This window comes from Marinobacter maroccanus (assembly GCF_002933275.1).
Taxonomy (GTDB): domain Bacteria; phylum Pseudomonadota; class Gammaproteobacteria; order Pseudomonadales; family Oleiphilaceae; genus Marinobacter; species Marinobacter maroccanus.
The window spans coordinates 38,821-64,567 of the sequence record NZ_PSSX01000008.1; the positions used below are offsets into that span (position 1 = coordinate 38,821).

Annotated in this window: 25 protein-coding genes; 14 read left to right on the top strand and 11 right to left on the bottom strand. The window is 59.9% G+C overall.

The genetic code is table 11. The features are described from left to right. Positions 1-11: 11 nt before the first annotated feature. From KEHDKFFH_RS10645 to KEHDKFFH_RS10665, 5 genes are all read left to right on the top strand, one after another. A complete protein-coding gene (locus tag KEHDKFFH_RS10645; RefSeq protein ID WP_104321907.1) occupies positions 12-761 on the top strand; it encodes a LytR/AlgR family response regulator transcription factor in 750 nt (249 codons plus the stop codon). 93 nt (positions 762-854) lie between these two features. Beyond that, on the top strand, positions 855-1,796 hold the full coding sequence (gene hemC, locus KEHDKFFH_RS10650) for a hydroxymethylbilane synthase (RefSeq protein ID WP_104321908.1): 942 nt from the start codon (positions 855-857) through the stop codon (positions 1,794-1,796). Next, on the top strand, positions 1,777-2,586 hold the full coding sequence (locus tag KEHDKFFH_RS10655; protein WP_104321909.1) for a uroporphyrinogen-III synthase: 810 nt from the start codon (positions 1,777-1,779) through the stop codon (positions 2,584-2,586). Before hemC ends, KEHDKFFH_RS10655 begins: the two co-directional genes overlap by 20 nt. A gap of 8 nt (positions 2,587-2,594) precedes the next feature. After that, positions 2,595-3,719: a uroporphyrinogen-III C-methyltransferase gene (locus KEHDKFFH_RS10660; RefSeq protein WP_104321910.1), complete on the top strand. Its 1,125-nt coding sequence runs from the start codon at positions 2,595-2,597 to the stop codon at positions 3,717-3,719. After that, a complete protein-coding gene (locus tag KEHDKFFH_RS10665; protein ID WP_104321911.1) occupies positions 3,716-4,957 on the top strand; it encodes a heme biosynthesis HemY N-terminal domain-containing protein in 1,242 nt (413 codons plus the stop codon). Before KEHDKFFH_RS10660 ends, KEHDKFFH_RS10665 begins: the two co-directional genes overlap by 4 nt. A 1-nt stretch (position 4,958) precedes the next feature. Here KEHDKFFH_RS10665 and KEHDKFFH_RS10670 read toward each other — a convergent pair whose 3' ends face one another. The 3 genes from KEHDKFFH_RS10670 to rho form a co-directional block, all read right to left on the bottom strand. After that, positions 4,959-5,963, bottom strand: coding sequence for a 2Fe-2S iron-sulfur cluster-binding protein (locus tag KEHDKFFH_RS10670; protein ID WP_104321912.1), 1,005 nt, complete (start codon positions 5,961-5,963; stop codon positions 4,959-4,961). A gap of 1 nt (position 5,964) precedes the next feature. Beyond that, positions 5,965-7,452, bottom strand: a complete 1,488-nt coding sequence (gene ubiD / locus KEHDKFFH_RS10675) for a 4-hydroxy-3-polyprenylbenzoate decarboxylase (RefSeq protein WP_104321913.1) — start codon at positions 7,450-7,452, stop codon at positions 5,965-5,967. 246 nt (positions 7,453-7,698) lie between these two features. Beyond that, positions 7,699-8,961 (bottom strand): transcription termination factor Rho, encoded by a 1,263-nt coding sequence (gene rho, locus KEHDKFFH_RS10680; RefSeq protein WP_008169890.1) that lies wholly within the window; start codon positions 8,959-8,961, stop codon positions 7,699-7,701. A gap of 365 nt (positions 8,962-9,326) precedes the next feature. Here rho and moaB point away from each other — a divergent pair, with 365 nt between their 5' ends. The 4 genes from moaB to KEHDKFFH_RS10700 are packed head-to-tail and all read left to right on the top strand — an operon-like array spanning position 9,327 to position 11,859. Beyond that, on the top strand, positions 9,327-9,899 hold the full coding sequence (moaB, locus tag KEHDKFFH_RS10685; protein ID WP_064228450.1) for a molybdenum cofactor biosynthesis protein B: 573 nt from the start codon (positions 9,327-9,329) through the stop codon (positions 9,897-9,899). Between the two features lie 34 nt (positions 9,900-9,933). Beyond that, positions 9,934-11,148 (top strand): molybdopterin molybdotransferase MoeA, encoded by a 1,215-nt coding sequence (locus tag KEHDKFFH_RS10690; RefSeq protein ID WP_104321914.1) that lies wholly within the window; start codon positions 9,934-9,936, stop codon positions 11,146-11,148. Between the two features lie 2 nt (positions 11,149-11,150). Continuing rightward, positions 11,151-11,411 (top strand): MoaD/ThiS family protein, encoded by a 261-nt coding sequence (locus tag KEHDKFFH_RS10695; protein WP_104321915.1) that lies wholly within the window; start codon positions 11,151-11,153, stop codon positions 11,409-11,411. Between the two features lies 1 nt (position 11,412). After that, on the top strand, positions 11,413-11,859 hold the full coding sequence (locus KEHDKFFH_RS10700; protein ID WP_104321916.1) for a molybdenum cofactor biosynthesis protein MoaE: 447 nt from the start codon (positions 11,413-11,415) through the stop codon (positions 11,857-11,859). 64 nt (positions 11,860-11,923) lie between these two features. On the opposite strand, the gene trxA is transcribed toward KEHDKFFH_RS10700, so the two are convergent. Further along, a complete protein-coding gene (gene trxA / locus KEHDKFFH_RS10705) occupies positions 11,924-12,250 on the bottom strand; it encodes a thioredoxin TrxA (protein ID WP_008169901.1) in 327 nt (108 codons plus the stop codon). A 302-nt stretch (positions 12,251-12,552) separates the two neighbouring features. Here trxA and ppx point away from each other — a divergent pair, with 302 nt between their 5' ends. Beyond that, positions 12,553-14,079 (top strand): exopolyphosphatase, encoded by a 1,527-nt coding sequence (ppx, locus tag KEHDKFFH_RS10710; protein WP_104321917.1) that lies wholly within the window; start codon positions 12,553-12,555, stop codon positions 14,077-14,079. A 6-nt stretch (positions 14,080-14,085) separates the two neighbouring features. Here ppx and KEHDKFFH_RS10715 read toward each other — a convergent pair whose 3' ends face one another. Continuing rightward, positions 14,086-16,029, bottom strand: a complete 1,944-nt coding sequence (locus KEHDKFFH_RS10715; RefSeq protein WP_104321918.1) for an ATP-binding cassette domain-containing protein — start codon at positions 16,027-16,029, stop codon at positions 14,086-14,088. 46 nt (positions 16,030-16,075) lie between these two features. Here KEHDKFFH_RS10715 and KEHDKFFH_RS10720 point away from each other — a divergent pair, with 46 nt between their 5' ends. The 3 genes from KEHDKFFH_RS10720 to KEHDKFFH_RS10730 all read left to right on the top strand — a co-directional run bounded on the left by KEHDKFFH_RS10720 (position 16,076) and on the right by KEHDKFFH_RS10730 (position 17,857). Continuing rightward, complete coding sequence (locus KEHDKFFH_RS10720) at positions 16,076-16,633, top strand: TIGR02444 family protein (RefSeq protein ID WP_104321919.1); 558 nt, start codon at positions 16,076-16,078, stop codon at positions 16,631-16,633. Next, a complete protein-coding gene (locus tag KEHDKFFH_RS10725; protein ID WP_064228457.1) occupies positions 16,630-17,016 on the top strand; it encodes a DUF4124 domain-containing protein in 387 nt (128 codons plus the stop codon). Before KEHDKFFH_RS10720 ends, KEHDKFFH_RS10725 begins: the two co-directional genes overlap by 4 nt. Before the next feature lie 124 nt (positions 17,017-17,140). Beyond that, entirely contained in the window at positions 17,141-17,857 is a 717-nt protein-coding gene (locus tag KEHDKFFH_RS10730; protein WP_104321920.1) for a BamJ family beta-barrel-assembly machinery protein, read from the top strand. A gap of 90 nt (positions 17,858-17,947) precedes the next feature. Here KEHDKFFH_RS10730 and rsd read toward each other — a convergent pair whose 3' ends face one another. Together rsd and KEHDKFFH_RS10740 are read right to left on the bottom strand one after the other, a co-directional pair. Next, positions 17,948-18,427 carry a sigma D regulator gene (gene rsd, locus KEHDKFFH_RS10735; protein WP_104321921.1) on the bottom strand — a complete coding sequence of 160 codons (480 nt, stop codon included), beginning with the start codon at positions 18,425-18,427 and terminating at the stop codon, positions 17,948-17,950. Positions 18,428-18,527: 100 nt separating this feature from the next. Then, on the bottom strand, positions 18,528-19,034 hold the full coding sequence (locus tag KEHDKFFH_RS10740; RefSeq protein WP_192875776.1) for a disulfide bond formation protein B: 507 nt from the start codon (positions 19,032-19,034) through the stop codon (positions 18,528-18,530). A gap of 93 nt (positions 19,035-19,127) precedes the next feature. On the opposite strand from KEHDKFFH_RS10740, the gene KEHDKFFH_RS10745 reads away from it, so the two are divergent. Then, on the top strand, positions 19,128-19,577 hold the full coding sequence (locus tag KEHDKFFH_RS10745; RefSeq protein WP_104321923.1) for a flagellar basal body-associated FliL family protein: 450 nt from the start codon (positions 19,128-19,130) through the stop codon (positions 19,575-19,577). A 20-nt stretch (positions 19,578-19,597) separates the two neighbouring features. Here the strand turns inward: KEHDKFFH_RS10745 and rmf are convergent, their stop codons facing one another. From rmf to KEHDKFFH_RS10765, 4 genes are all read right to left on the bottom strand, one after another. Continuing rightward, complete coding sequence (rmf, locus tag KEHDKFFH_RS10750) at positions 19,598-19,813, bottom strand: ribosome modulation factor (protein ID WP_104321924.1); 216 nt, start codon at positions 19,811-19,813, stop codon at positions 19,598-19,600. A gap of 121 nt (positions 19,814-19,934) precedes the next feature. After that, positions 19,935-21,488 carry a glutamate--cysteine ligase gene (gene gshA, locus KEHDKFFH_RS10755; RefSeq protein WP_104321925.1) on the bottom strand — a complete coding sequence of 518 codons (1,554 nt, stop codon included), beginning with the start codon at positions 21,486-21,488 and terminating at the stop codon, positions 19,935-19,937. 66 nt (positions 21,489-21,554) lie between these two features. Further along, entirely contained in the window at positions 21,555-23,894 is a 2,340-nt protein-coding gene (locus KEHDKFFH_RS10760) for a Tex family protein (protein ID WP_104321926.1), read from the bottom strand. A 49-nt stretch (positions 23,895-23,943) separates the two neighbouring features. Beyond that, complete coding sequence (locus KEHDKFFH_RS10765) at positions 23,944-25,680, bottom strand: putative bifunctional diguanylate cyclase/phosphodiesterase (RefSeq protein ID WP_104321927.1); 1,737 nt, start codon at positions 25,678-25,680, stop codon at positions 23,944-23,946. Positions 25,681-25,747 lie beyond the last annotated feature (67 nt).

Sequence of the window (25,747 nt, forward strand, 5' to 3'; positions counted from 1 at the left end):
TGAGGCCAGTCATGACTGATACCCGCAGTGTCCTGATTGCCGATGACGAACCCCTGGCCCGGGAACGCATCCGCCGTTTGGTGGAGGCGCTGCCGGGGTATCGGGTCTGTGGCGAGGCTGCAGACGGCGACAGCTCTTTGAAGCAGGTGGCGGAACTGGAGCCGGATATTCTGCTGCTGGACATCCGCATGCCGGGCATGGACGGCATGGAGGCTGCCAGCCGCCTGAGCCAGCTGGCCAATCCGCCCGCCCTGATTTTCTGCACCGCCTACGACCATTACGCCATCCAGGCGTTCGACGTTCAGGCCATCGCCTACCTGCTCAAACCGGTTCGCAAAGAGGCATTGGCAGAGGCCCTGGCCCGGGCGGGCAGGGTCAACCGGGTGCAGTTGCAGGCACTGAACGGGCAAACGGCTCAGAGCCCGGAACAACTGGCGGTGCGCACCCACCGCGGCACCGAGCTGATCGATCTGTCGGAAATCCTCTACTGCGGGGCGGATCAGAAGTACGTCACCATCCACCATGCCCGGGGTGAGACCGTGTGTGACTACACCCTGAAGGAACTGGAAAACAGTTATCCGGGCATCCTGCTGCGAATCCATCGGAACACCCTGGTAGGTGTGCGCTTTATCCAGGCACTGAAACGGACGCCGGGTGGCCACAACCTGGTCGTACTGAGGAATGGTCAGGGCGAGCTCCCGGTCAGCCGCCGCCATGCCAGCAACGTTCGCCAGTGGCTTCAGGAGCACCAGCCAGGCTGAGTCCGTAGCGCTCCCAGAGGTGGTAGCCGCGGGACTTTTCTGCCGCCACAAGGTAACCTTGGCGGACATTTTTTCGAACCGACAGTGAGTGTCATGTCCAAACGTACCCTTCGCATTGCAACCCGCAGCAGCGCCCTGGCGCTTTGGCAGGCGGAATTCATCAAGGCCGAACTGGAAAGGCTGCACGACAACATCACCGTGGAACTGGTCAAGATCAAGACCCAGGGTGACAAGATCCTGGACGTGCCCCTGGCGAAAATCGGCGGCAAGGGCCTGTTCGTCAAGGAGCTGGAAGAAGCCATGCTGGACGGTCGGGCCGACCTGGCAGTGCATTCCATGAAAGACGTACCCATGGAGTTTCCGGAAGGGCTAGGACTGGTGGCCATCTGCGAGCGGGAAGACCCGACCGACGCCTTCGTCAGCAATCACTACGACAACGTTGACGCCCTGCCCCAAGGGGCCGTGGTCGGCACTGCAAGCCTGCGCAGGGAGGCCCAGCTTCGGGCCTATCGCCCGGACCTGCAGATTCGAGTGCTGCGCGGCAACGTCAACACCCGGCTGGCCAAGCTCGATGCCGGCGAATACGAAGCCATCGTGCTGGCCAGCTCGGGCCTGAAGCGCCTGGGCTTTCACGAGCGTATCCGCTACTGCCTGCCGGACACGGTTTCGCTGCCGGCCGTCGGCCAGGGCGCCCTTGGCATTGAATGTCGGGTGGATGACCAGGATCTGCTGACGATGCTTGAACCCCTGAAGCACAAAGACACCTGGGATCGCGTCACCGCCGAACGGGCCCTGAACCGTCGTCTCGAGGGCGGTTGCCAGGTACCGATCGCAGCCTATGCCCTGCTCGAGGATGATGACACGATCTGGCTACGGGGCCTTGTGGGCGCAGTGGATGGCACCCAGATCTTCCGGGTGGAGGGCCGCGCGCCAAGGGCCGAAGGTGAACGCCTGGGCCGGGAACTGGCCGAGGATCTGCTGGCTCTCGGAGCCGACAAGGTGCTGGCTGAAATCTATGGCCACACACCCACCTGAGCCCGACCTGAACGGCCGGCGGATCCTCATCTGCCGGCCCGAACCGGAGGCCTCCCGGCTGGCAAACCGGTTTCGCTCAGCCGGCGCCGATGTGCGTATCCTGCCACTGATTGAGCGGGAACCTCTGCCGGAAACGCCCGAACGGCGGACCCTTATCCTGAGCCTGGATGAATTCTCCCATGTGATCGCCGTCAGCCCATTTGCCGCCAGGCTGCTTCTGGAGGAGGTGGACACCTGGTGGCCCCAGGTTCCCATGGGCATCCGCTGGTACGGCGTTGGCGCCGGCACGACGGCAGTACTTGCCGAACACGGCCTCAGCCCACGCAGGCCGCCCGAAGGCTGGACCAGCGAGGCGCTCCTGGCACTGCCGTCACTGCAAAAGCTGCAAGGTGAACGGGTCCTGCTCGCCCGCGGAGAAACCGGGCGTGAACTGATTCGGGAAACCCTCGAATCCCGGGGCGCCCGGGTCACCCTCCTGCCCCTGTATCGCCGCTTCCGCCCGGACTACTCTCCAGAGCAGATCCGGGCCACCCTCGATACCTTTGCTCCGGAGGCCATCGTTGCCCTGTCTGGAGAAACCTTGAACAATCTCATCGCACTATGTGCGAATAGCAGCCATAATCTATACGATAGGTTATTGATTGTTCCCGCAGATCGGGTTGCCGAACAGGCCCGGGCAGCGGGATTCCGAAATCCGTGTATACCAGGAAGCCTTGCCGATAACGACATCGTGGCCACGGTTGCAGCGCAACTTGCCGGCCGGGACGGTGGCTCCGGAAAAGCCAAGTAAGGACGCCCGTGACAGACACTACGAATCAACTGCCCGCAACCGTTTCCAAGGAACCACCAGCCCGCCAGAAACTCTGGCCAGTATGGCTTGTTGCCATCATTGCGCTGATCATCGCTGTCGCCCTGGCCCTCTGGAGCTGGCAACAATGGAACAACCACCAGGCCGTGATGCAGACACTCCAGAGCCTGCAACAGGATACCGCCCAGCTCGAGGATCTTTACGGCGACCGGGGCAGCCAGCAGAGCCAGCGCCTTCAGTCCCTGGAAGAGAAACTGGCAAGCCAGCGGGAACTAATCGCCACCCAGCAGCGCCAGATCGACCACAATGCCCGTGAATTGCTGGAAGCCGGAAATCGCACACGCACCGACTGGCTGCTGGCAGAGGCCGAATACCTGCTGCGCATTGCCAATCAGCGATTGATGATCGAAAAAGACATTCGCGGTGCCATGTCGGCCCTGGAAGCGGCCGATGAAGTGCTGGCCGAATCCGACGACATCGGTGTTTACCCGGTTCGCCAGCAGCTGGCCCGTGAAATCCTGGCGCTCAAGGGACTCACCGGCGTGGACCGGACCGGTCTCTACCTGAAACTGGAAGCCGCCATCAACAGCATTCACCAGCTCACCGACCAGGCCCTGATCAGCGAGAACGCCCCCGGCTTTGTCCTCAACGCCGGAACGGAAGAAAGCGCTGAAACCGGCGGAGAGCCCGGCGCCGTTGCGCAGGCCTGGAACAAGGTGAAATCCACCCTGATGCAGGTGGTGGTTGTACGCCGCATGGACGAGCCGGTGAAGCCGCTGCTCTCTCCAGACCAGAGCGCCTATGCCCGCCTCAACCTGCAGCTCATGCTGGAAGAAGCGGAAATGGCCGTGCTGCGAGGCAATCAGCCGCTGTATGAACGGGCCCTTACCAAAGCCCGGACCACCATTGACGACTGGTACAACGCCAGCAATCCCCGGGTCGCAGCCCTGAGCGACACCCTGGCCGAGCTGGCGCAAAAAAATGTGGATCCGGAGCTGCCGGATATCAGCCAGTCCCTGGATCTGCTCAAGGAACGGCTGGCGGGGCGCCTCAATGCCAACAACGGCAATGACGAGGAAAACTCCGGCAGTGGAAATGGAGGCGATGATTCATGATTCGCCTGTTACTGATCATCCTGCTGGCACTGCTGATAGGCACCGGCCTGTCCCTCGGGTTGCAATATGATCTGGGCTACATCCGGATCAGCCTGGGCCATTATCTGATCGAAACCAACTTCTGGGTGGGATTGGGCGTGATCATTGCCCTGGTTGTCCTGACAGTCCTCACCATCAACGTTATCCGCAGGCTCAGAACCAGCACTGGTCTGGTAGCTGGCTGGATTGCCCGGGGCAATGAGCGCCGGGCCCGGCGCCGGACCACCCAGGGGCTTCTCGCGCTGGCCGAGGGCAACTGGCCCAGAGCCCGGAAACTGCTGACATCCTCCGCCAGCCATGCCGACACACCCCTGATCAATTACCTGGCGGCAGCCCAGGCATCGTTCGAATCAGGCGATCACGAGGCGGTGGATGAACTGCTGCGCAAGGCCTTCGACAGCACCCCGGGTTCCGACATGGCAGTGGGCATCACCCAGGCGCAACTGCAACTGGCCGGCAACCGGCTGGAGCAGGCCCTGGCCACGCTGGTTCGCCTGCGCAAACAGTCGCCCCATCATCCCTTTGTTCTGAAGCTGCTGAAAAATACCTACCTGCGCCTGGAAGACTGGCGCGAATTGTCCAGATTATTGCCTGAACTTCGCAAACGCAGCGTGCTTTCCGAAGCGGAACTCAATGATCTCGAACGTCAGGTCTGGCACAACCTGCTGGAGCGTGCCGCAGAGGATTGCCGGCGCCAGCAGAAACAGGAACCTGACGCGTCGCTGGAACCACTGACCAGGCTTTGGGACGAGCTCCCGGGCTTTCTGCGTCGCGACGAATACACCATCCGGGACTACGCGCGCCTGCTTGCCAGTCTTGGCGACGAGGTCCAGACCGAAACCCTGCTGCGCAAGGTGCTGCGCAACCACTGGAGTGATGAGCTGATCAACCTCTACGGGCGGGTGAAGGGCCAGAAACCGGATGAGCAGTTGTTACTGGCCGAACAATGGCTGAAGGACCGGCCGAATAATCCCGAGCTCTTGCTGGCCCTGGGCAGGCTGAGCCTGCGCAATGAACTCTGGGGTAAGGCCCGGGAATATTTCGAAACCAGCCTCCGCCTGAAACGCAGCCGGGAGGCACTGGCAGAACTGAGCCGACTGAATGCCCACATGGGTGAGGAAGAGGCCAGCGTGAAACTGCTGATGCAGGGACTGGCCAAGGATAACGGGCTACCGGAACTGCCGATGCCGAGGGCCTGATTCAGGTCCTCGGTGCGTATTCCAGCACGTCAGAAAAGAACGCCTCTTCGGGCAGGCCCGCATCCACCAGGGCATCCATCAGGGTGTACACCATGGTGGGCGAACCGCTGGCGTGGACTTCCACATTTTTCCAGTCCATACCGGAAGCAAGAACCGCGCGAACCAGCTGGTCGTGATGGCCAGCCCAATCATTATCCTCATCATCCCCCACCACCGGCAGGAACGTGAAACGCGACCACTCGTCCTGCCACTGCTGTGCCAGGGCGCGAAGGTACATGTCCTCATGCCGACGTACTCCCCAGTACAGTTTCACCGGCTGGTCGTAGGACGTTTCCCGGAGGTAATCCACGAGGCTTTTCATCTGGGCAAAACCGGTGCCAGCGGCCACCAGCAACAAGGGTTTCGTTGGTGCAGATGCCAGGCATGCCTTGCCATGGGGCAGCTCCACGGTCACTTCGCCACCGGACGTCAGAGCATCAATAACCTTCTGCGCCGACACCCACTCCGGGGTCGCCTGGATATGCAGTTCAATATTCTGGGCCGACGGGCTGCTGGCAATGGAAAAATAACAGGGGTCTGCGTCAGGCAGATTAACCGACAGGTACTGCCCGGCATGAAACGACAGTTCCCGACGCCGCGGAAGCTGCAGCTCAACGCGATAGACATCGTGACTGATGGAACGTACGTCCACGACCTTTGCCTGAAACTTGCCAGGCTGATTGTTTCCAGCTGCCATAACGGCGGATATCTCCAGTTCCAGGTCCGTGAGCGCGATGCTTCGGCACATCATCAAACGCTCGCCGACCTCTATAGTCTGTTGGTTTCGGGTATTCAGCGCGCTGCCGGCCAGCAGTCGGGCCTCACAGATTTCACATACCCCATTGCGACAGGCCGCCGGCACATCAATGCCAGCCTGCGCGGCAGCGCCGAGCAAATCTGCCTCCGGCGCCGCAGTGAAGGCGATACCAGAGGGAAAAAGCCGCACCGCCCTGTGTTCACTGCCCATATCAGTCGGGGCGCGATGCCGTACTTTCAATGCCCAGGGTATCCCACAACTCATCGACGCGCTGTTTAACGTCGTCTGTCATGGCGATGGGCTCCCCCCATTCCCGGGTGGTCTCGCCCGGCCACTTGTTGGTGGCATCCATCCCCATCTTGGAGCCGAGACCGGAGACCGGTGAAGCAAAATCCAGATAATCGATGGGCGTATTCTCCACCAGCGTGGTGTCCCGGACAGGATCCATCCGGGTGGTAATCGCCCAGATTACGTCTTCCCAGTTGCGGGCATTCACGTCGTCATCCGTGACAATCACAAACTTGGTGTACATGAACTGCCGCAGGAACGACCATACCCCCATCATCACCCGTTTGGCATGGCCGGGGTACTGTTTCTTCATGGTCACCACTGCAAGCCGATAGGAACAGCCCTCCGGCGGCAGGTAGAAATCCACTATCTCCGGAAACTGCTTTTGCAGAATCGGGATGAACACCTCGTTCAGAGCCACCCCGAGAATCGCCGGCTCATCGGGCGGACGACCGGTGTAGGTACTGTGATAGATCGGGTCCCTGCGATGGGTGATCCGTTCTACGGTGAATACCGGAAAGTGGTCCACTTCGTTGTAATAACCGGTGTGATCGCCAAACGGCCCTTCCGGCGCCATATCGTCCGGATAGATGAAGCCTTCCAGCACAATCTCCGCGCTGGCCGGCACCTGTAGATCACTCAGGCCGGCCTTCACCAGCTCGGTCCGGCTGCCACGCAGCAGCCCGGCAAACGCATATTCCGACAGGGTATCGGGCACTGGGGTGACTGCGCCGAGAATGGTGGCCGGGTCGGCACCCAGGGCCACGGCAACCGGATAGGGTTGGCCCGGATTAGCCTTCTGGAACTCCTGAAAGTCCAGGGCACCACCGCGGTGACTGAGCCAGCGCATGATCAGCCGGTTGCGGCCGATGACCTGCTGGCGGTAGATACCCAGGTTCTGTCGCTCTTTGTGGGGCCCGCGGGTAATCACCAGCGGCCAGGTGACCAGCGGCCCTGCATCGCCGGGCCAGCAGTGCTGCACCGGAATCTGGTACAGGTCCACCTGATCCTTTTCGATCACCACGTCCTGGCAGGGCGCAGAACGAAGTACCTTGGGACTCATGCGCATCACCTGCCGGAACAGCGGCAGTTTCTCGATGGCGTCCCGGAAGCCCTTGGGGGGATCCGGTTCCTTGAGAAACGCCAGCAGCTTACCGATGTCCCGAAGCGCCGTAACGTTATCCTGACCCATACCCAGCGCCACCCGCTTCGGTGTCCCGAACAGGTTGGCCAGCACCGGCATGTCATAGCCCCTGGGGTTTTCAAACAACAACGCAGGACCACCTGCCCGCAATGTACGGTCGCAGATTTCTGTCATTTCCAGATGAGGGTCGACTTCAACGCTGATTCGTTTCAGCTCGCCCAGCCTCTCCAGCTGGTCAATGAAGTCTCGCAGGTCGTTGTATTTCATCGGTTACTCCGTTCAGATATGCCAGTACTACGGAGATCGGTGGTCGCTGGACTGCTTTAAGGCAGTTGGAACAAGATGCGCGCACTTGGTATGAACGGCGGAGCCGGGGAGAACCTCCCCGGACCGTGCATTGCCAGGGATGGCAATGCCGAGCCCCCAGGGATGGGTTCACGGCGTGTCCGGGGAGGTTCTCCCCGGCTCTGCCAGCCCCCAAAACCAGAGGCGCTTGTCCTAGCTAGGAAGAGATCAACGGCGCTTCATGGACTGGAAGAACTCATCGTTGGTCTTGGTGTCCTTGAGCTTGTCCAGCAGGAACTCGATGGCGGCGGTGTCGTCGTCCATGGAGTGCAGGAGCTTGCGCAGGATCCAGACCCGCTGGATATCGGCTTCACTCATCAGCAGATCCTCACGGCGGGTGCCGGAGCTGCGGATGTTGATGGCCGGATAGGTCCGCTTCTCGGCAATCTTGCGATCCAGATGGATCTCCATGTTGCCGGTGCCCTTGAACTCCTCGTAGATCACCTCGTCCATCTTGGAACCGGTGTTGACCAGCGCGGTAGCAAGGATGGTCAGGCTTCCGCCTTCTTCCACGTTACGGGCGGCACCGAAGAAGCGCTTGGGTTTTTCCAGGGCGTGGGCGTCAACACCACCGGTCAGGACCTTGCCTGAAGACGGGATCACCGTGTTGTAGGCGCGAGCCAGACGGGTGATGGAATCCAGCAGGATAACCACGTCTTTCTTGTGCTCGACCAGACGCTTGGCCTTTTCGATCACCATCTCGGCGACCTGCACGTGACGGGCCGGCGGCTCGTCAAAGGTGGAGGCGATGACTTCGCCGCGCACGGTGCGCTGCATCTCGGTCACTTCCTCTGGCCGCTCGTCAATCAGCAGTACCATCACATGGCACTCTGGATTGTTACGGGTGATGGACTGGGCGATGCTCTGCATCAGCAGCGTTTTACCGGCCTTGGGCGGAGACACGATCAGTCCACGCTGGCCTTTGCCGATGGGCGCTACCAGGTCCAGCACTCGAGAGGAGAGATCCTCGGTGCTGCCGTTACCGGCTTCGAGCATCAGGCGCTCATCCGGGAACAGGGGCGTGAGGTTCTCGAAGAGAATCTTGTTTCGGGCGTTATCCGGCTTGTCGAAATTGATCTCGCTGACCTTCAACAAGGCAAAGTAGCGCTCGCCGTCTTTGGGTGGGCGAATCTTGCCGGCAACCGTATCGCCCGTGCGCAGGTTGAAACGGCGGATCTGACTGGGCGAGACGTATATGTCGTCCGGTCCTGCCAGGTAGGAGGCATCGGCGGAACGGAGGAAGCCAAAGCCGTCCTGCAGAATTTCCAGTACGCCGTCACCGTAGATGTCTTCGCCGCTTTTTGCGTGCTTTTTCAGGATGGTGAAGATCACATCCTGTTTGCGCGAACGAGCCAGGTTATCGAGGCCCATCTCTTGCGCAATGTCGAGCAATTCGGGCACGGATTTCTGCTTGAGTTCAGTAAGATTCATAGTTTGTTGGATTTTCAGGAATGGAAGTAAACGAGTATTGGAATGACAGGGGTGCCCCTGAACGTATTGGTCGTAAAAAAACGCTGAACTTGATGCTGGCCAGTTGGAGCAACCGGTGTAGATGGAGTCCGGAATTAAGGTACTGAAGCCAGAGAGTGGGAACAACCGTTCGCCGGGCAAGAGCGATCATCGGCCACCTGACTGGCGAATGTCAAGTGCACTGCACAAATTAACGACAATTTCACGCCAAACCGGCCACAACAGGCCTGTAGAGCCTCCCCCTGATGGGTTACTCCCTTCCATTGGAAGCCCGTGATGGCGATACTGGCGTATAACCATTTTTCAACGATTCTGGAGCGCCATCCATGAGCAGTGTACCCAGTACCGAACTGAAACCCCTGAACGTTGCCCTGCTGACCGTGTCCGATACACGGGGGCCTGAACAGGACACCTCCGGGCAGTTCCTGGAGGACAGCGTTGTCGAGGCCGGCCACAACCTGGTCGCCCGCCGGATCCTGCCTGACGACGTGTATCTGGTGCGGGCATTGTTGTCCAACTGGATCGCAGATTCACAGGTGCATGTCGTGATCATTACCGGTGGCACCGGACTGCTTGAGCGGGACAGCACGCCGGAGGCAGTCCGGCCTTTGCTGGACAAAACCGTAGAAGGCTTTGGCGAGGAATTCCGTCGCCTGTCCGCCGCCGAGATCGGATCCTCGACCGTACAGTCACGGGCAATGGCGGGCATGGCAAACCATACGGTGATCTTTTGCCTGCCGGGCTCAACCGGTGCCTGCCGCACCGGCTGGGAAGGCATTCTCCTCAGCCAGCTGGACAGCCGTCACACACCGTGCAATTTCTCGGGCCTCGTCTTACGCAAACCCGAGAAGCCCATGCAGCGGCTCAACGAAGTGATTGGACAGCGCGCCAAGCGCTAAGGCGAGAAGACATCCTGACCGGAGTTCAGAATTGATGGCCAACCCAAACCTCATGCCCCTGGAAGATGCCCTGGACCACCTGTTGTCGAAAGCCCCGGTGGTTACGGAGATTGAAACCGTCGACCTTGCCGACTCCCTGGGCCGGGTTCTTGCCGAGAACCACTATGTTCCGGCAGACGTGCCGCCGGCAGACAACAGTGCGGTGGACGGCTACGCCCTGCGCAAGCAGGACCTGCATGGCGACCGACCCATGCCGGTCTCGGCCCGGATTCCGGCCGGTGAAGCGCCAAAGCCCCTGGAACCCGACACTGCCGCGCGTATTTTTACCGGCTCGGAGATTCCCGAGGGCGCCGACTCGGTGGTCATGCAGGAGCGGGTGGAGGTAACCGACGCCGGCATTCTTGTCCTGGCAGAGGTAGACGAAGGCCAGAATATCCGCCGCCGGGGCCAGGATCTGACCCGGGGTGACCTTGCTCTGGCAAAAGGCACACAGGTGCGCCCTAACGAGATGGGTCTGCTGGCGTCCATGGGCGTTGCCCGGGTTGCCGTTCTGGCACGGCTGAAAGTCGCCATTCTCTCCACGGGGGATGAGTTGGTGGACCCTGGCACGCCACTCGGGCCGGGACAGATTTACAACAGCAACCGCTTCACCCTGATGGGACTGCTCACCCAGGCCGGTTGCAACGTCGTGCTTTGCGAGACCCTCAGAGACAAACGGGAGGCCACCCGGGAGACGCTGCTGCGTGCCGCGGAGTCTGCCGACCTGATTATCACCAGCGGGGGCGTATCCGTGGGTGAGGAAGACCACGTGCGCGCGGTGCTGGAGGAGTCCGGCAGCCTGTCGCTCTGGAAAATGGCGATCAAACCCGGCAAACCCGTGGCTTTTGGCGCCATCGGCGGCACGCCGGTACTGGGACTGCCCGGCAATCCGGGGTCCGTGCTGGTCACTTTCCTGATGGTGGGTATGCCCTATATCCGTAAACGCCAGGGGCGCAACCTGAAACCTCTCTCGGGCGAGCGGATACCCGCAGACTTTGCCATTGCTTCGCCCTCAGTTCGCCGGGAGTTTGTCAGGGCCCGGAAGGAAACACGGGGCTCCGGGTCGGCAGTAGCCGCATACCCCAATCAGAGCTCGGGCATCCTGAGCTCTACCTGCTGGGCAGACGGCTTGGCCGTGGTGCCTGAAAACACCACGGTAAGCCCCGGCGACCTGCTAACCTACTATTCGTTTTCGGAACTGTTGAGCTGACCATGAGTGATAACACGATTACGGTACGTTTCTTTGCCCGCCTGCGCGAGGAGCTGAAAACCGAACAACTGGCTATCGAAGCGACGCCCGGCATGACGGCCGGCGATGTGCTGGCAGAGCTGGCAACCCAGGGCGGCCCCTGGGGGCAATTGCAGGGCGACCAGCCCGTAATGATTGCGATCAACCAGGCCATGGCGAAACCGGGCTCAGAGGTTAAAGCCGGCGATGAACTGGCCTTTTTCCCGCCTGTCACCGGAGGTTGAGATGATTTCGGTCCAGTCTGAGGATTTTGACGTTGCCGCCGAATACGCGGCCCTTCGTGACAGTGGTGCCGGCACCGGCGCAATTGCAACATTTACCGGCCTGGTGCGGGACAGTGGCGATCTGCAAGGCGTCACGGGACTTTACCTGGAGCACTACCCCGGAATGACGGAACAGGTGATCCAGGGGCTCATCGATGACGCCTCGGAACGCTGGGATGTGCGCAAGGCCAGGGTGATCCACAGGGTTGGGCGGCTGGCGTTGTGCGATCAGATTGTCTTCGTGGGGGTGTGCAGCGCCCACCGGGGGGACGCGTTCGCGGCCTGCGAATTCATCATGGACGCCCTGAAGACATCGGCGCCGTTCTGGAAGAAGGAAATCACCTCAGACGGAGAACACTGGGTGGAACAGAAAGAATCCGATCTGGCGCGCTCCGACGACTGGAAGTAACTGGCCATAAAAAAACCGCCCGTGAGCCTCGACTCAGGGGCGGTTTCTGGTGACCCGAGGGCAATCAGAGATTGCTGTCCAGGAAGGCCGCCAGCTGGGATTTGGAGAGTGCACCGACTTTAGTGGCGTCCACATTGCCGTTCTTGAACAGCATCAGGGTTGGGATACCACGGATGTTGAACTTCGGCGGGGTCTGCTCGTTTTCGTCAATGTTGAGCTTGCAGACTTTCAGTTTGCCGTCATATTCGTCGGCAATCTCTTCAAGCACCGGTGCAATCATCTTGCAGGGACCGCACCACTCGGCCCAGTAGTCCACCAATACGGGGACGTCGGACTGCAGTACATCCTGCTCAAAAGAAGCGTCGGTTACATTTACGATATTTCCGCTCATTACCTTTTCCTGATTCATGCACTACTGCTGCACAACGGCATCGCCCTGACGGACTTTCTTACCGGTCGCAGGTGCTGTTGACTGTCGCTGAAGGCTGCCAAGGGTTGCAGACAACCTTTCACCCAAATCACGGTACGTCATACTTTACGCGATTGATCAGCCGTATGTGAAGCGGTAGATCCACTACCATGAACCGATCCGCGCCTGACCCCGGTCAAAGACCGGGTTTTCCGGTTACTGACAGGCCTGAGGGATTTCGCTTATAGTAGCCTGCACGTTCAAATCAAAAGGATTCCGACCACGTGACGGCCGCATCCACCGCCGAAAACGCTGCCTCCTCATCGGAAGTGCTGGCAGCCATCGACATGGGCTCGAACAGCTTCCACATGGTGGTTGCCCGACTAGTGCATGGGGAAATCCGGACCCTCGAGAAGATGGGAGAAAAGGTTCAGCTTGGTGCCGGGCTGGATCAGTACAATCGACTGACCGAAGATGCCCAGGAACGTGCCCTGGCCTGCCTGGGCCGATTCGCACAACGGCTGAAGGGAATGCCCCCGGAAGCCGTCCAGATTGTCGGCACCAACGCGCTTCGGGTCGCCCGCAACGCGCATCAGTTCATGGCGCGAGCCGAGGAGGTTCTGGGCTATCCCGTGGAGATCATTGCCGGTCGGGAGGAGGCCCGCCTGATCTACCTGGGTGTCTCCCACACGCTGTCTGACGACATCGGCCGCCGGCTGGTGATCGATATCGGCGGTGGCAGCACCGAGTTCATCATCGGCCAGCGGTTCGAACCCCAGGAGCTTGAGAGCCTGCATATGGGCTGCGTCTCCTTCCGGAACCGGTACTTCCCGGACGGCAAGATCACCAAGCGGCAGATGGACAAGGCCGTAACCCATGCTGAGCAGGAACTGCTCAATATCCGCCAGCACTATCGTTCTGTGGGCTGGCAGAGCGCGGTAGGCTCATCCGGCTCGATCAAGGCCATTGCCAGCCTGCTGGCGACCCTGAAAATCACCGACGGCACCATTACGCTTGCCGCCATGCAGGAGCTACGCAAACGCCTGGTGGATATGGGCAAAACGGAAAAACTGGGAGATCTCGGTGTACGCTCGGATCGCCAGAGCATCTTTCCGGCGGGATTTGCCATCCTGATGGGGGCGTTCCAGTCTCTCGGTATCCGGGACATGTCGTTCGCCGACGGCGCACTGCGGGAAGGCCTGCTCTACGACATTGTCGGGCGCATTCAGCACGAGGATGTCCGGGAGCGAACCATATCCGCCCTTCAGGAACGTTATCATGTTGACCAGGAACACGGTGCCGCCGTTGAAGAAACGGCCGTGGCCGCCTGGCAACAGGTGGCCGATGCCTGGGGCCTGAACACGGCAACTGACGAAGAAGTACTGCGCTGGGCCTGCCGTCTGCACGAGATTGGCCTGACCATTTCTCACAGCCAGTATCACAAACACGGCGCCTACCTGTTGCGCTATTCGGACCTGCCCGGTTTCTCCCAGCAGTTCCAGCGCGACCTTGCAACACTGGTGCGCGGCCACCGGCGCAAGTTCGCCTCCGCCATCTTCGAAGGTCTGGATCCGGAAGACATCGCAAGGCTGCGTTACCTGTGTGTACTGGTCCGCCTGGCCGTTCTGATTCAACACCCTCGCAACCAGGAACAACCTCCGGCCTTCACCCTGACGGCCCACAAGGACAAGCTGGTGCTGGAATTTCCTCCGGGCTGGCTGGATGACAGGCCGTTGACCCTGGCCGACCTCGAGAACGAGCGGGACTACCTCGCCAAACAGGATTTTGTCCTGGAGCTGAACGGCGGCTGACAACAGTCAGCCGGCCAGCTCTGCCTCCAGGGATTCCACCTCTTCGCTGACTTCGAGCCACTGTGCCTCCACCTCTTCGAGGCGGGCGGTTGCCGTGGCCTGCTCGCCCAGCAGGTCTTTCAGACGCGCCTTGCCACCGTCGTCATAAAGACCCGGATCGGACAATTGCTCCTCAAGAGCTGACAGCTTCTGCTGGAGCTGCTCCATTTCCTTTTCCAGCCCAGCCTGCTTCTTGCGATAGGGACTGAGTTTCTGGCGCAGGGCCGCCTCCGCCCGCTTGCGGGCCTTCCGATCCTCAGCACTCTCACCCACCGCTTCGGTAGTTTCTTCGGCATCCTGCTGTCCGGCTGGCATTCGTTTCGGTGCTTCCGTGTCGTCTTTCCGACGGTCCGCCAGCCAGCGTTCGTAATCTTCCAGATCACCCTGGTATTCCGTCACACGGCCGTCATTGACCAGCCAGAATTCGTCGACGGTGTTTCTCAGCAGATGCCGGTCGTGAGAGACCACCACAATGGCGCCTTCGAAGTTCTGCAGTGCCATGGTCAGGGCCTGCCGCATTTCCAGATCCAGATGGTTGGTCGGCTCGTCCAGCAGGAGCAGATTCGGTTTCTGCCAGGCGATCACAGCCAGCGCCACTCGGGCCTTTTCACCGCCGGAGAATGACCGTATAACACTCAGGGCCTCATCGCCATGAAAGTCAAAACCACCAAGGAAGTTCCGGATGCTCTGTTCTGAGGCTTTGGGTGACAACCGCTGCAGATGCAGGAACGGGCTGGCATCCAGGTCCAACGACTCCAACTGATGTTGGGCAAAATAACCGATGGCCAGATGCTCGCCACAGGTTCGATCCCCGGACAACAAGGTGCCCTCACCCCGAAGCGCATCCATCAGCGTGGACTTGCCGGCGCCATTGGGGCCAAGCAGGCCAATCCGACTGCCGGGCAGCAAGGTCAGGTTGATGCCATCGAGGATCGTGGTATCGCCGTGACCAGCCTTGCCATTGCGTATCGACAACAGCGGATTGGAGACCTTTTCAGCCACTGGAAACTCGAAACTGAAGGGTGAATCGATATGGGCCGGGGCAATGCGCTCCATCCGCTCCAGCGCCTTGACCCGACTCTGGGCCTGACGGGCTTTGGTAGCCTTGGCCTTGAACCGGTCAATGAAGCGCTGGATTTCGGCGATCCTGGCCTGCTGGCGCTCGAAACCGGCCTGTTGCTGGGCCAGACGTTCACTACGCTGCCCCTCAAAGGCTGAGTAATTACCCGTATACAACTCCAGGTTTCGCCGGTCGAAATGCACCACGTGGGTGGCGACCCGATCCATGAAGTCCCGGTCGTGCGAAATAAACAGCAGGGTCCCCGGGTAGCGGCGCAGCCAGTTCTCGAGCCACAGGCAGGCATCCAGATCCAGGTGGTTGGTTGGCTCATCCAGAAGCAACAAATCGGAAGGACGCATCAGGGCCTGGGCCAGGTTCAGCCGGATCCGCCAGCCACCGGAAAACGCCGACACCGGTCGGTCGGCATCTTCGTCAGTGAACCCCAGCCCTCGCAGCAGCGCTTCGGCCCTGCGGGCTGCAGACCAGGCCTCGTGCACATCCAGCTCACCGTGTATGCGAGCAATGGCATGGTCATCACCAGCTGCTTCCGCGGTGGCAAGCTCAGCCTCAAGTCGGCGCAGATCCAGATCGCCATCAAGCACAAAATCCCGGGCACAGCGGTCGGTAGCCTCAACTTCCTGCGCCATGTGGGCAATGCGGCAACCACCGGGCAGGGAGACCGCTCCCTGCTCCGGCGCCAACTGGCCCAGCAAGAGCTGGAAAAGACTGGATTTGCCGGCACCATTGGCACCGACGATGGCGACACGCTGACCAGGCTGCACAGTAAGGTTGACGGATTCTAGCAACCAGACGCCGCCCCGTTGTAAACTGAGATCGGTTATCGTTAACATGTTTTCATTTTATCAACGTAAAGTGTTCAGGGAAGGCACAGCGCCTATGTCGGTCGGCTCGGCTACCATCCCGGATTTCTCGACACCGCCGCTGGAATTGCCGGCAGATGTGGAACCGGAGAACCCGCTCTGGCGTTTTGCATTGGCGTTCTGGAAACATCCGGACGTTCAGAACAGCTGCCTGGCGCTTCAGAATCAGGGCTGGAGCGTGACGCGGATTCTCAGTGCGGCCTGGCTTGCACTCTCTGGCAGGGTCTTCGCCGGGGTCGAGGACGCTACGGTAACAGAGTGGCGCAACCGTGTAACCGTTGCGCTGCGCAGTGCGAGAAAATCGCTACCCGGCAACGCCGACACCTGTCATAAGCTCCGTACCGGCATTGCTGGCCTGGAGCTTGAAGCCGAACAGATCGAACTGGCCCTGAGCTGGCGAACGCTAATGATCAACAACCCGGAAAACACTGACATGCAGGGACGCGACGCACTGATCATCACCAATCTGGTTGCGGCCGCACCGACATCATTCGTTGATGACAGTGCCAGGCCCCTGCTGAATACACTGGCCGAAACCCTGGCCCACTTTCCCAAGGGAGACCTCCAGCCATGATGATGAAATGGCTAATACGGCTCTCATTTCCAGCTCTCGGATTGCTGTTATTGCTCATCTTCTTCGGCCTTAACGATCCGGAGCAGGTATCCGAACCAGTGGCAGAAGAGGAACAACCGGAAATCCCCGCTTTCGAAGGCCTGGTGCCATCGCCGATTCCCACCGAAGGCCCCGAGATCGTGTTTAAATGGCAGGATACCGACGGCAACTGGCACTATGCTGACCAACCTCCGGAACAGGGCCGCTGGAACACCCTTGCCATCGAACGGCGGGACAAGGCCTTTCCACGCCTTCAGCCCCAGGAGCCGGAAACCGATTGGCGATCCCCCTATAACGCCCCTTTCTCTCTGGGGCCATCCGCCGCCGGCACCAACGGCAGCTGAGCTGACACGTCCGTTTTCTTAACACATGTTCAGTGGCATCTGACGCCGGAACCCGTTACCTTCTGCGTTCTGACAAACACAACGCGGGGCCACGCCCCGAGCACCGACGTTAAAGGATAATGCAATGAAGAAAACGCTCCTTGCACTGGCAGTGACCGGCCTTGTTGCCGGCTGTTCCACTCCGCCCGAAGCCCCGGAACAACCAAAACTGGAATCCACCGACCAGAAGGTCAGTTATGGCATGGGCCTGGTTCTGGGTGAGCGCATGGGTAACGACCTGCCGAACCTGCAGATGGACCAGTTCCTCCAGGGCATCCAGCACGGCCACGCTGGCGATGATGAAGCCAAGCGCATGAGCCGCGAGGAAATCCAACAGGCCCTGATGACCTACCAGCAGCAAATGCAGGAAGAGCAGGGCAAGCAGATGGAAGAGCTGGCCCAGAAAAACCTGGATGCCGGCGAGGCCTTCCTGGCAGAGAATGCCGAGCGTGAAGGTGTGGAAACCACCGAGTCCGGCCTTCAGTATGAAGTACTTGAGCAGGGTGACGGCGAAAAGCCGGCAGCAACTGACACCGTTCAGGTGCACTACACCGGTGAACTGCTGTCCGGTGAGGTGTTTGACAGCTCCCGCGAGCGCGGCGAGCCAGTAACCTTCGCCCTGAACCAGGTTATTCCCGGCTGGACCGAAGGCCTTCAGCTGATGAGTGAAGGTGCCCGCTACAAGCTCTATATTCCTTCCGACCTTGCTTACGGCCCTGGGGGTAACCGGGCGATTGGACCGAACGAAACTCTCGTGTTTGATGTCGAGCTGCTCGAAATCAATCCCGGCTCCGGAGAGTAAGTCCCAGGCAGGCAGCGGCCAGTTCCGGCGCTGCCACAAAAAAGCCCCAGACGGCGTTACCGGCTGGGGCTTTTTTAATTCAGGCGGCTCTCAGGCAGAGGCCACTTTGCCGGCGTGGGCATTGTGAAGGTGCTCGATCAGGAAATCCTCCATCTCGAAACGGGTCTCCAGAGTTTCACCCAGCTTCGACAACTCGCCAAACAGCTCTTTGACATCCTCTTCCGACAATTCCCGGCCATCCAGTCGGTCGTTGAAGTTAAGGGCGACCTCGGTGGTCTGCTCAATCCGGGGGTAAACCTTGGCTGCCAGCTCGAGGCCGCCATCGTTGAATTCCCTGGCTTCGCGGACCAGTTGCTCGTAAATCTCGAAATGGCCGGTAGATACGTAGTCCACCAGCACTTCACACAGGCGCACAAACTTTTCTCTCAGCGCTTCCGTCTGCGAGAAGTCACTCTCCCCGGACAGGTCGCAGTAATGCACCAGCAGCTCCTGACGCTCCTTGAGCCAGCGATCAATCAGCTCGCTGACGCCACCCCAGCGCTCCCTGGCATTTCGGCAATTTTCCAACATGACGCCTGTTCTCCGCTTGTCTTCGGTACTTCTGTTTCGGTTTTGATTTTTATTAGGTTTGGATCAAGTTACCCCATGGCTGCGGTCCCCCGCAACCGTTTCAGCTCCGAATCCATTCCCGAGGTTTTTGCCGGCGAAACATCAAAATCAGACCGCTGATAACCAGCAGCGAGAAAAACACAGCGGTCCAGCCGGGGATACTCAAACCCAGGAACCGCCACACCACTTCGGCGCAGTCTCCGGTGCCTTTGAGAGCGGTGGATAGCACTTCAAACCAGGGCAGGACATCGAGCATGTAGTCAACCGACGGGCCACACGCAGGCACCTGGTCTGCCGGCAGACTCTGCAGCCACAGTTGCCGCCCGGCAACGCCCAGCCCTGCTCCGGCGGTCAGCACCAGAAGGAAACCATAGATGCGAACGCCGAACCCGGTGGGGCCCTGGAGGAAAGCCAGGAAACTCACAAGACCGGCCCCCATGAAGCCAAAACGCTGTAACCAGCAAAGCGGGCAGGGCTCCAGCCCCATCACATGCTCCATATAAAACGCCACACCCAGAAGCGCAGCACATACAAGGAAAATAAGCCCGAAAACCCATCTGCTGGTCAAAAGAACACCTCGAATCGTGAATTGAAACTGCAAGCGGCCACGGGGCCTGCTATTCTCGTCACTTAACCCTAAACCACGATCAACTTCAAGCCTATGACACGCCAGCCAAAATCCGTTCTGACGCTTCTGTTTCTGTTGTTTGCAATGACGCCCTTACCCGCCATTTCCCAGGATGAGGAAAATACCGAAGAGGAAGTGGCTGAGGAAGAAAGCGGCGTTACCGACTACATCAGTATGGATCCGGCTTTCGTGACCCACGTGGGCACGCCTGGCAACAAGCCAACCTATCTGAAAGCCGCGGTGAGCCTGCGGGCCAATAGCGCCAGCGTCCGTCCCGCAGTGGATGCTCACATGCCACGCCTCCGGCACGAGCTGGTGATGCTGTTTGGCGAGCAAACCGACACCGAACGCCTCACCTCAATGGAAGGGCAGGAGGCGTTGCGTGAGGAAGCCAAACAGAGAATAAATGCGGTACTGGAGGAACAACAGACCGGCGAGAGCATTGCCGGCGTGCTGTTTACAGAATTCGTGGTGCAGAAATAAGGCTGGACCCGGCCAAGGAATCAGGCGATCCGTGAGAACAGATCGTCTGCCTGGTCCCGGTCATCCCGGGCTACCTGATCGGCATCGTCCCAACCGGCTTCCCAGGCAGCAATGACAACCTCACCCCGATAGGGGCAGCGGGCTTTATCCATACCCATGTCGGCAGCCATGTAGCCCTGACGGTAAGCCTTGTTGAGCGCTTCCACATCCCAGCCGAGTTTGATATCCCTTGCCATAGCCGTCTCTCCCGATCCTGATGTTACAAAAATTAACAGCCGGACCGGAGGGAGACAAATCTTTGTTCGGTTTCTGTGCGTCAGGTCCGCAGACTTTTGCGACAGCGGCCCAACTTCCCCTTCAGGACCGCAGGTACTGTTCCAGAAACTCGCTGAACGGCAGGGTATCGGCACGTTCCATCTGCGCCTGCTCGGCCAGGGAATCTGCCGTCATGGCATCAAACGCCTGGCGCACACTGGCATCGAGGCCTTCCTGCCTGAGGGTTTGCTGGTGCTGCTGCGCCATTTCCATGCCCCACTCCCGATGCCCCATGCCTGAGGAGCGCATGGCGTCCAGAACCCGGGCAGACGGCACCGTCCATTCACCGCTCAAAGTCTCGCGCTGGGCAGCCAGGGCGCGACGGTAGGTATCATCCCCCTGCCAGCTGTCCAGCAACTCGGCGAGCGGTTCCAGTTGCGCCAGGATATCGGTCGCGGCCTCTGAAACCGGGGTGCGCTCCCCGGCACGGCATAGCTTCAATTCACGGTAACGCCCGTTGGACACCACATCCTTGTAGTTGTCATCGAGACGCTCGCATTCTTCATCGCCAATACGGGGCGAGTCAGACAGCAGGCAATCCAGGAGGAACAGGTCCAGGAAATCGATCTGGGCCTCGTTCACACCGACCGGTGAGAAGGGATCAAGATCCAGACACCGCACCTCGATGTATTCCACACCCCGGGCCTCGAGCGCCTGGATGGGTTTTTCTTCCCGCTGCGTGGTGCGTTTGGGGCGCACGGCGCTGTAATACTCATTTTCAATCTGCAGGACGCTGGTATTGATCTGGATGAACTGGTCGCCCCGGCGGGTGCCGATTTCCTCATAGGCCGGCCAGGTGGTGTGGATAGCCCGATCCAGAGTCTGGGTGTAGGTGCTGAGTTCATTGAAACAGATATTCAGGGAGGCCTGGGCATTGTTGTGGTAACCCAGATCCCCCATCCGCAGGGAGGTGGCGTGCTCACCGTACCAGGTGCGTTCGTCAAACTGGTTGAGGTCGTGGCTGACACCGGCGACAAAGCTGGCATCCAGTGCCGGTGAGGCGCCGAACAGCAACATCAGCAGCCAGCTACGGCGACGGAAATTCCGAATCAGCCAGAAATACTGGTCCGATTTGAAGTCTTTCAGGCTTTGCTCATTTCCGAGCAATTCCTGCCACTTCTGCCAGAAGCTATCCGGTAGCGACAGGTTGTAGTGGGCCCCGGCGATGCTCTGCATCATACGCCCGTAACGCACCGCCAGACCCTGCCGGTAAACGTGCTTGAGCTGGCCGATGTTGGAACTGCCGTACTCCGCGATGGGAATACTCGGATCGCCATCCAGTTCACAGGGCATGCTTGCCGCCCAGAAGACTTCGTCGCCAAGGTTCTGCTGCACGTAGGTGTGAATATCCCGCAGGGATTTCAGCATGCCCCCGGTGCTGTTGAACACCGGCGTGATCAGCTCCAGCAGGGCCTCTGAATAGTCGGTGGTGATCCTGGGGTGGGTCAGTGCCGAACCCAGGGCTTCGGGATGTGGGGTCTGGGCGATGAAGCCGTTGCGATCCACCCTGAGTCCTTCTTTTTCGACACCCTTGAGAAAACCATCCCAGTCGCTGGCAGCGAACTGACGAAATACGGAATGGCGGGATTCAGCCATGGTCGACTCCTGCTGCGGCCGGTTTGCTCTTTCGCACAACCGGCCGATGAAAAGATTGTATACCCGTCAGCTGTCCTTGCGCGCCGAGGCAAGTGCCTGGGCCAGCGCGCCAGCCATGGCGCCCTGCGGGGATTTCTGGCCGGAACCGCCACTGCCGGCATTCCGGTTACCGCCCTTGCGGCTGGCCCCGGTGCGACTGGCGGCCATCGGCTTGCCCTCGTTTTTCTCGCCGGGCTGGTCATCCATACGCATGGTCAAAGCAATTCGCTTGCGCGGGATATCCACATCCATCACCTTGACCTTGACGATATCCCCGGCCTTGACCACCTCACGGGGATCCTTGACGAAGGTGTGGGACAGCGCGGAAATGTGCACCAGGCCATCCTGATGCACACCAATATCCACAAACGCGCCAAAGTTGGTCACGTTGGTCACCGAGCCTTCCAGCACCATGCCGGGTTTGAGATCGCTCAGGGTTTCGACCCCTTCCTCAAAACTTGCGAACCTGAATTCCGGTCGCGGATCCCGCCCCGGTTTCTCCAGTTCCGAGATGATGTCCTTGATAGTCGGCAAACCGAACTGTTCTGTTACGTAATCCTGGGGATTCAGACCACGCAGGAACGAGGAATCGCCGATGATATCGCCCACTTCGCGATTATTTTTCCGGGCGATGGCCTCGACCACGCCATAGGCTTCAGGGTGCACGGAGGACCGGTCCAGGGGATTCTCTCCGCCGGCAATACGCAGAAAGCCCGCCGCCTGCTCAAACGTGCGGTCGCCCAGCCGGGTGACCTTGAGCAGCTGTTTCCGGTTACGGAACATGCCATTCTGGTTGCGGAACTCGATGATGTTCTGGGCGATGGTCTGGTTCAGACCGGAGACCCTGGCCAGCAATGGCGCCGAAGCCGTGTTCAGATCCACACCCACGCCGTTTACACAGTCCTCCACCACGGCATCGAGGCTGCGGGACAGCTGCACCTGGGAGACGTCGTGCTGGTACTGCCCTACCCCGATGGATTTCGGCTCAATCTTTACCAGCTCCGCCAGAGGATCCTGCAGCCGGCGAGCAATGGATACCGCACCACGGATGGTGACATCCAGATCTGGCAATTCTTTGGAGGCAAACTCGGACGCGGAATAGACCGACGCGCCTGACTCGCTGACCACGATCCGGGCCAGTTTCAGTTCGGGGTAACGCTTGCTGAGGTCGGCGACCAGCTTCTCGGTCTCCCGGGAGGCGGTGCCGTTGCCGATGGCGACGAGCTCGATTTTGTATTCCCGGCACCAGGCTGCCAGCTGCTCGATGGAGCGATCCCACTGGTTCTGGGGCGCATGGGGGAATATGGCACCATGGCCGGCCACCTGACCAGTACCATCGATGACCGCCACTTTCACCCCGGTGCGTAGTCCCGGGTCCAGGCCCAGGGTCGGGCGTGGACCGGCCGGCGCCAATAGCAGCAGATCCTTGAGGTTGGCGGCAAACACGTTGATGGCCTCGGTTTCCGCCGCTTCTCGGACCTGCGCCATCAGGTCGGTTTCGATCTGGGTGGACAGCTTCACCCGCCAGGTCCAGCGCACCACTTCCGAGAGCCATTTGTCGGCGGCGCGGCCGTTGTCCCGGATATTCCAGCGAGCGGCAATGCGCTGCTCGGCCGGGTGCGGCGCGCGACGGTCGTCATCGGCATCGCCGACCACGATGGTGTAACCAAGAATGCCCTCGTTCCGGCCCCGGAGGATGGCCAGGGCGCGGTGGGAAGGGACCTTTTTCAGGGGCTCGACGTGGTCGAAATAATCCCGGAATTTGGCGCCTTCGTTTTCCTTGCCTTCCACCACGGTGACTTTCAGCTGGCCTTCCTGCCAGATGAAGTCCCGCAGACTGCCCAGCAGCTCGGCATCCTCGGCAAAGCGCTCCATCAGTATGTACCGGGCGCCATCCAGCGCAGCCTTGGTATCCTCCACCCCGGCTTCTTTGTTCAGGTAGCCCTGGGCAGTGGTTTCAGGATCCAGGGTCGGATCATCGTAGAGAGCGTCAGCCAGCGGCTCCAGACCCGCTTCTCGGGCAATCTGGGCTTTGGTCCGGCGCTTGGGCTTGTAGGGCAGGTAAAGATCTTCCAGACGGTTCTTGGCATCCGCTTCGTTAATGCTGGCCCTGAGCTCGTCGGTCAGCTTGCCCTGCTCCTCGATGCTCTTGAGGATGGTGGCACGACGGTCTTCCAGTTCCCGCAAATAGCGCAGACGTTCTTCCAGGTTCCTCAGCTGGTTGTCATCCAGTGAGCCCGTGATCTCTTTCCGGTAGCGGGCGATAAACGGAACGGTCGCGCCCTCGTCGAGCAGTTCGACGGTGGCATTAACCTGTTGCTCGCGGACACCGAGTTCCTCGGCGATACGCCTGGAGATACTGTTCATGCAACCTCTGTCTGATGCTTTGCCAATAAAGCAGCAAAGGTACAGCGGCTTACTGCTGCAGGCAAGCGGCCTGACCTCGCTTGTTCAGGAATTGCACAAGATCCGCCCAGGGCATGGGCCGGGCGTAGTAGTAGCCCTGAATTTCATCGCAATGCTGCTGGCGCAGAAACTCCAGTTGTCCCTCAGTTTCCACGCCTTCGGCAACCACGCTGATCTGCAGGCTGTGGGCCAGGCTGATGATGGCGCGGATGATGTGTTCAGCGTCTGCCGAATTGCCCAGCTCCTGCACGAACGACTTGTCGATTTTCACCAGCGAGATGGGCAGATGCTGAAGATTGCTCAGGGAGGAAAAGCCGGTTCCGAAGTCATCAAGGGCGAAGCTGATACCCAACTGGTTCAGTTCACGCAGGCAGCGCTGGGCATACTCCGGGTCGTGCATCATGGCGCTCTCGGTCAGTTCCAGCTCCAGCAGGCTGGTGTCCACATTGGCGTTGAAGATGATGCGGAAAATGGTTTCGGTCATCTTGCGGTCGTGAAACTGCCGGAACGACAGATTGACAGCGAACACCAGGCCAGGGAAGCCAAGTTCGGCGGACTCCTGCAGGCGTTTGCAGGCCTGCTCGATGACCCAATAACCAATGGGCACGATCAGCCCGCTGCGCTCGGCCACCGGAATGAATTCGTCCGGCCCCACCAGCCCACGCTCCGGATGATTCCAGCGCAGCAGGCATTCCACGCCCCGAACTTCCTCGGTGGCCAGATCAATCCTGGGCTGGTAGTAAAGCTCCAGCTCCTTGCCCCGCAGGGCGTTGCGAAGATCCGCCTCCAGCCGAAGCTGGTAACCGGCGGAAATGTGCAACTGGCGGTCGTAGAAGCGGTAGCTGGTGCCCGGGTCACGCTTGGCTTCGAACATGGCACGGTTGGCCCGGCGCAACAGATTTTCGGCGCTGTCGCCGGCTTCCGGGTAGGTTGCAACGCCAAGGCTGGCACTGACCACTACGGTCTGGCCATCTATGGTAACCGGCTCATCAAGGGCGTTGACCACTTTGCGGATAATCTGGGTGATATCCAGGGAGTCTTCGACCTTCTCGACAATTATGGCCAGCTCGTCACCGCCGATTCGCATCAGCGAATCCACCCGCCGGAGGGAATGCCGAAGCCGCTCCGCCAGTTTCATCATCAACTGGTCGCTTTTCTGATAGCCGAAAGACTCGTTAATGCTGCGGAAGTCATCAATATTGAGGTGCAATAATGCCAGCCGGTGGCCTGCGCGCTCGGCCCGCAAGATCGCTTGCTGAAGACGATCGAAAAACAGGTCCCGGTTAATAAAGCCGGTAGCGACTTCACGACCCAGTTGACCATGGGCAGATTCGGACAACTGATCCCGGTACCAGAGGCATTTCACGGCCCGCCGGAAATTCCAGTGATCCAGATTCTGGCGACAAAGGTAATCAGCGGCGCCGGCAGCCAGCAATTCCGGTGCCCGCACCCCGGGAGGCTCGGCACTCAGGGCCAGCACCGGCTTTTCATTGCTGGCGACAGCGAGATACTGCAGGAAGGCGGCTTCAGATCCGCCGTGGAACACGCAATCCCATACGATAAGGTCAAAACTGGCGTTGCGGATCAGATCATCACAGTCCACCAGATCCGGGCACCAGGTAGCGTCCGCACTTATTTCGACGTCGCCCGCCAGAAGAGCATTCAGCCAGAGAAAATCAGCGTAATCTGGTGTCAGAACCAACAGGCGCAACTGTCCGGGCCTCATGGTTTCCAGTGGCAGTGTCATCAAGCAGGATCCATTTATGCGTGAACAACCGAGTCCATTCTATTAATCATAGTCGATAGATCCTCAA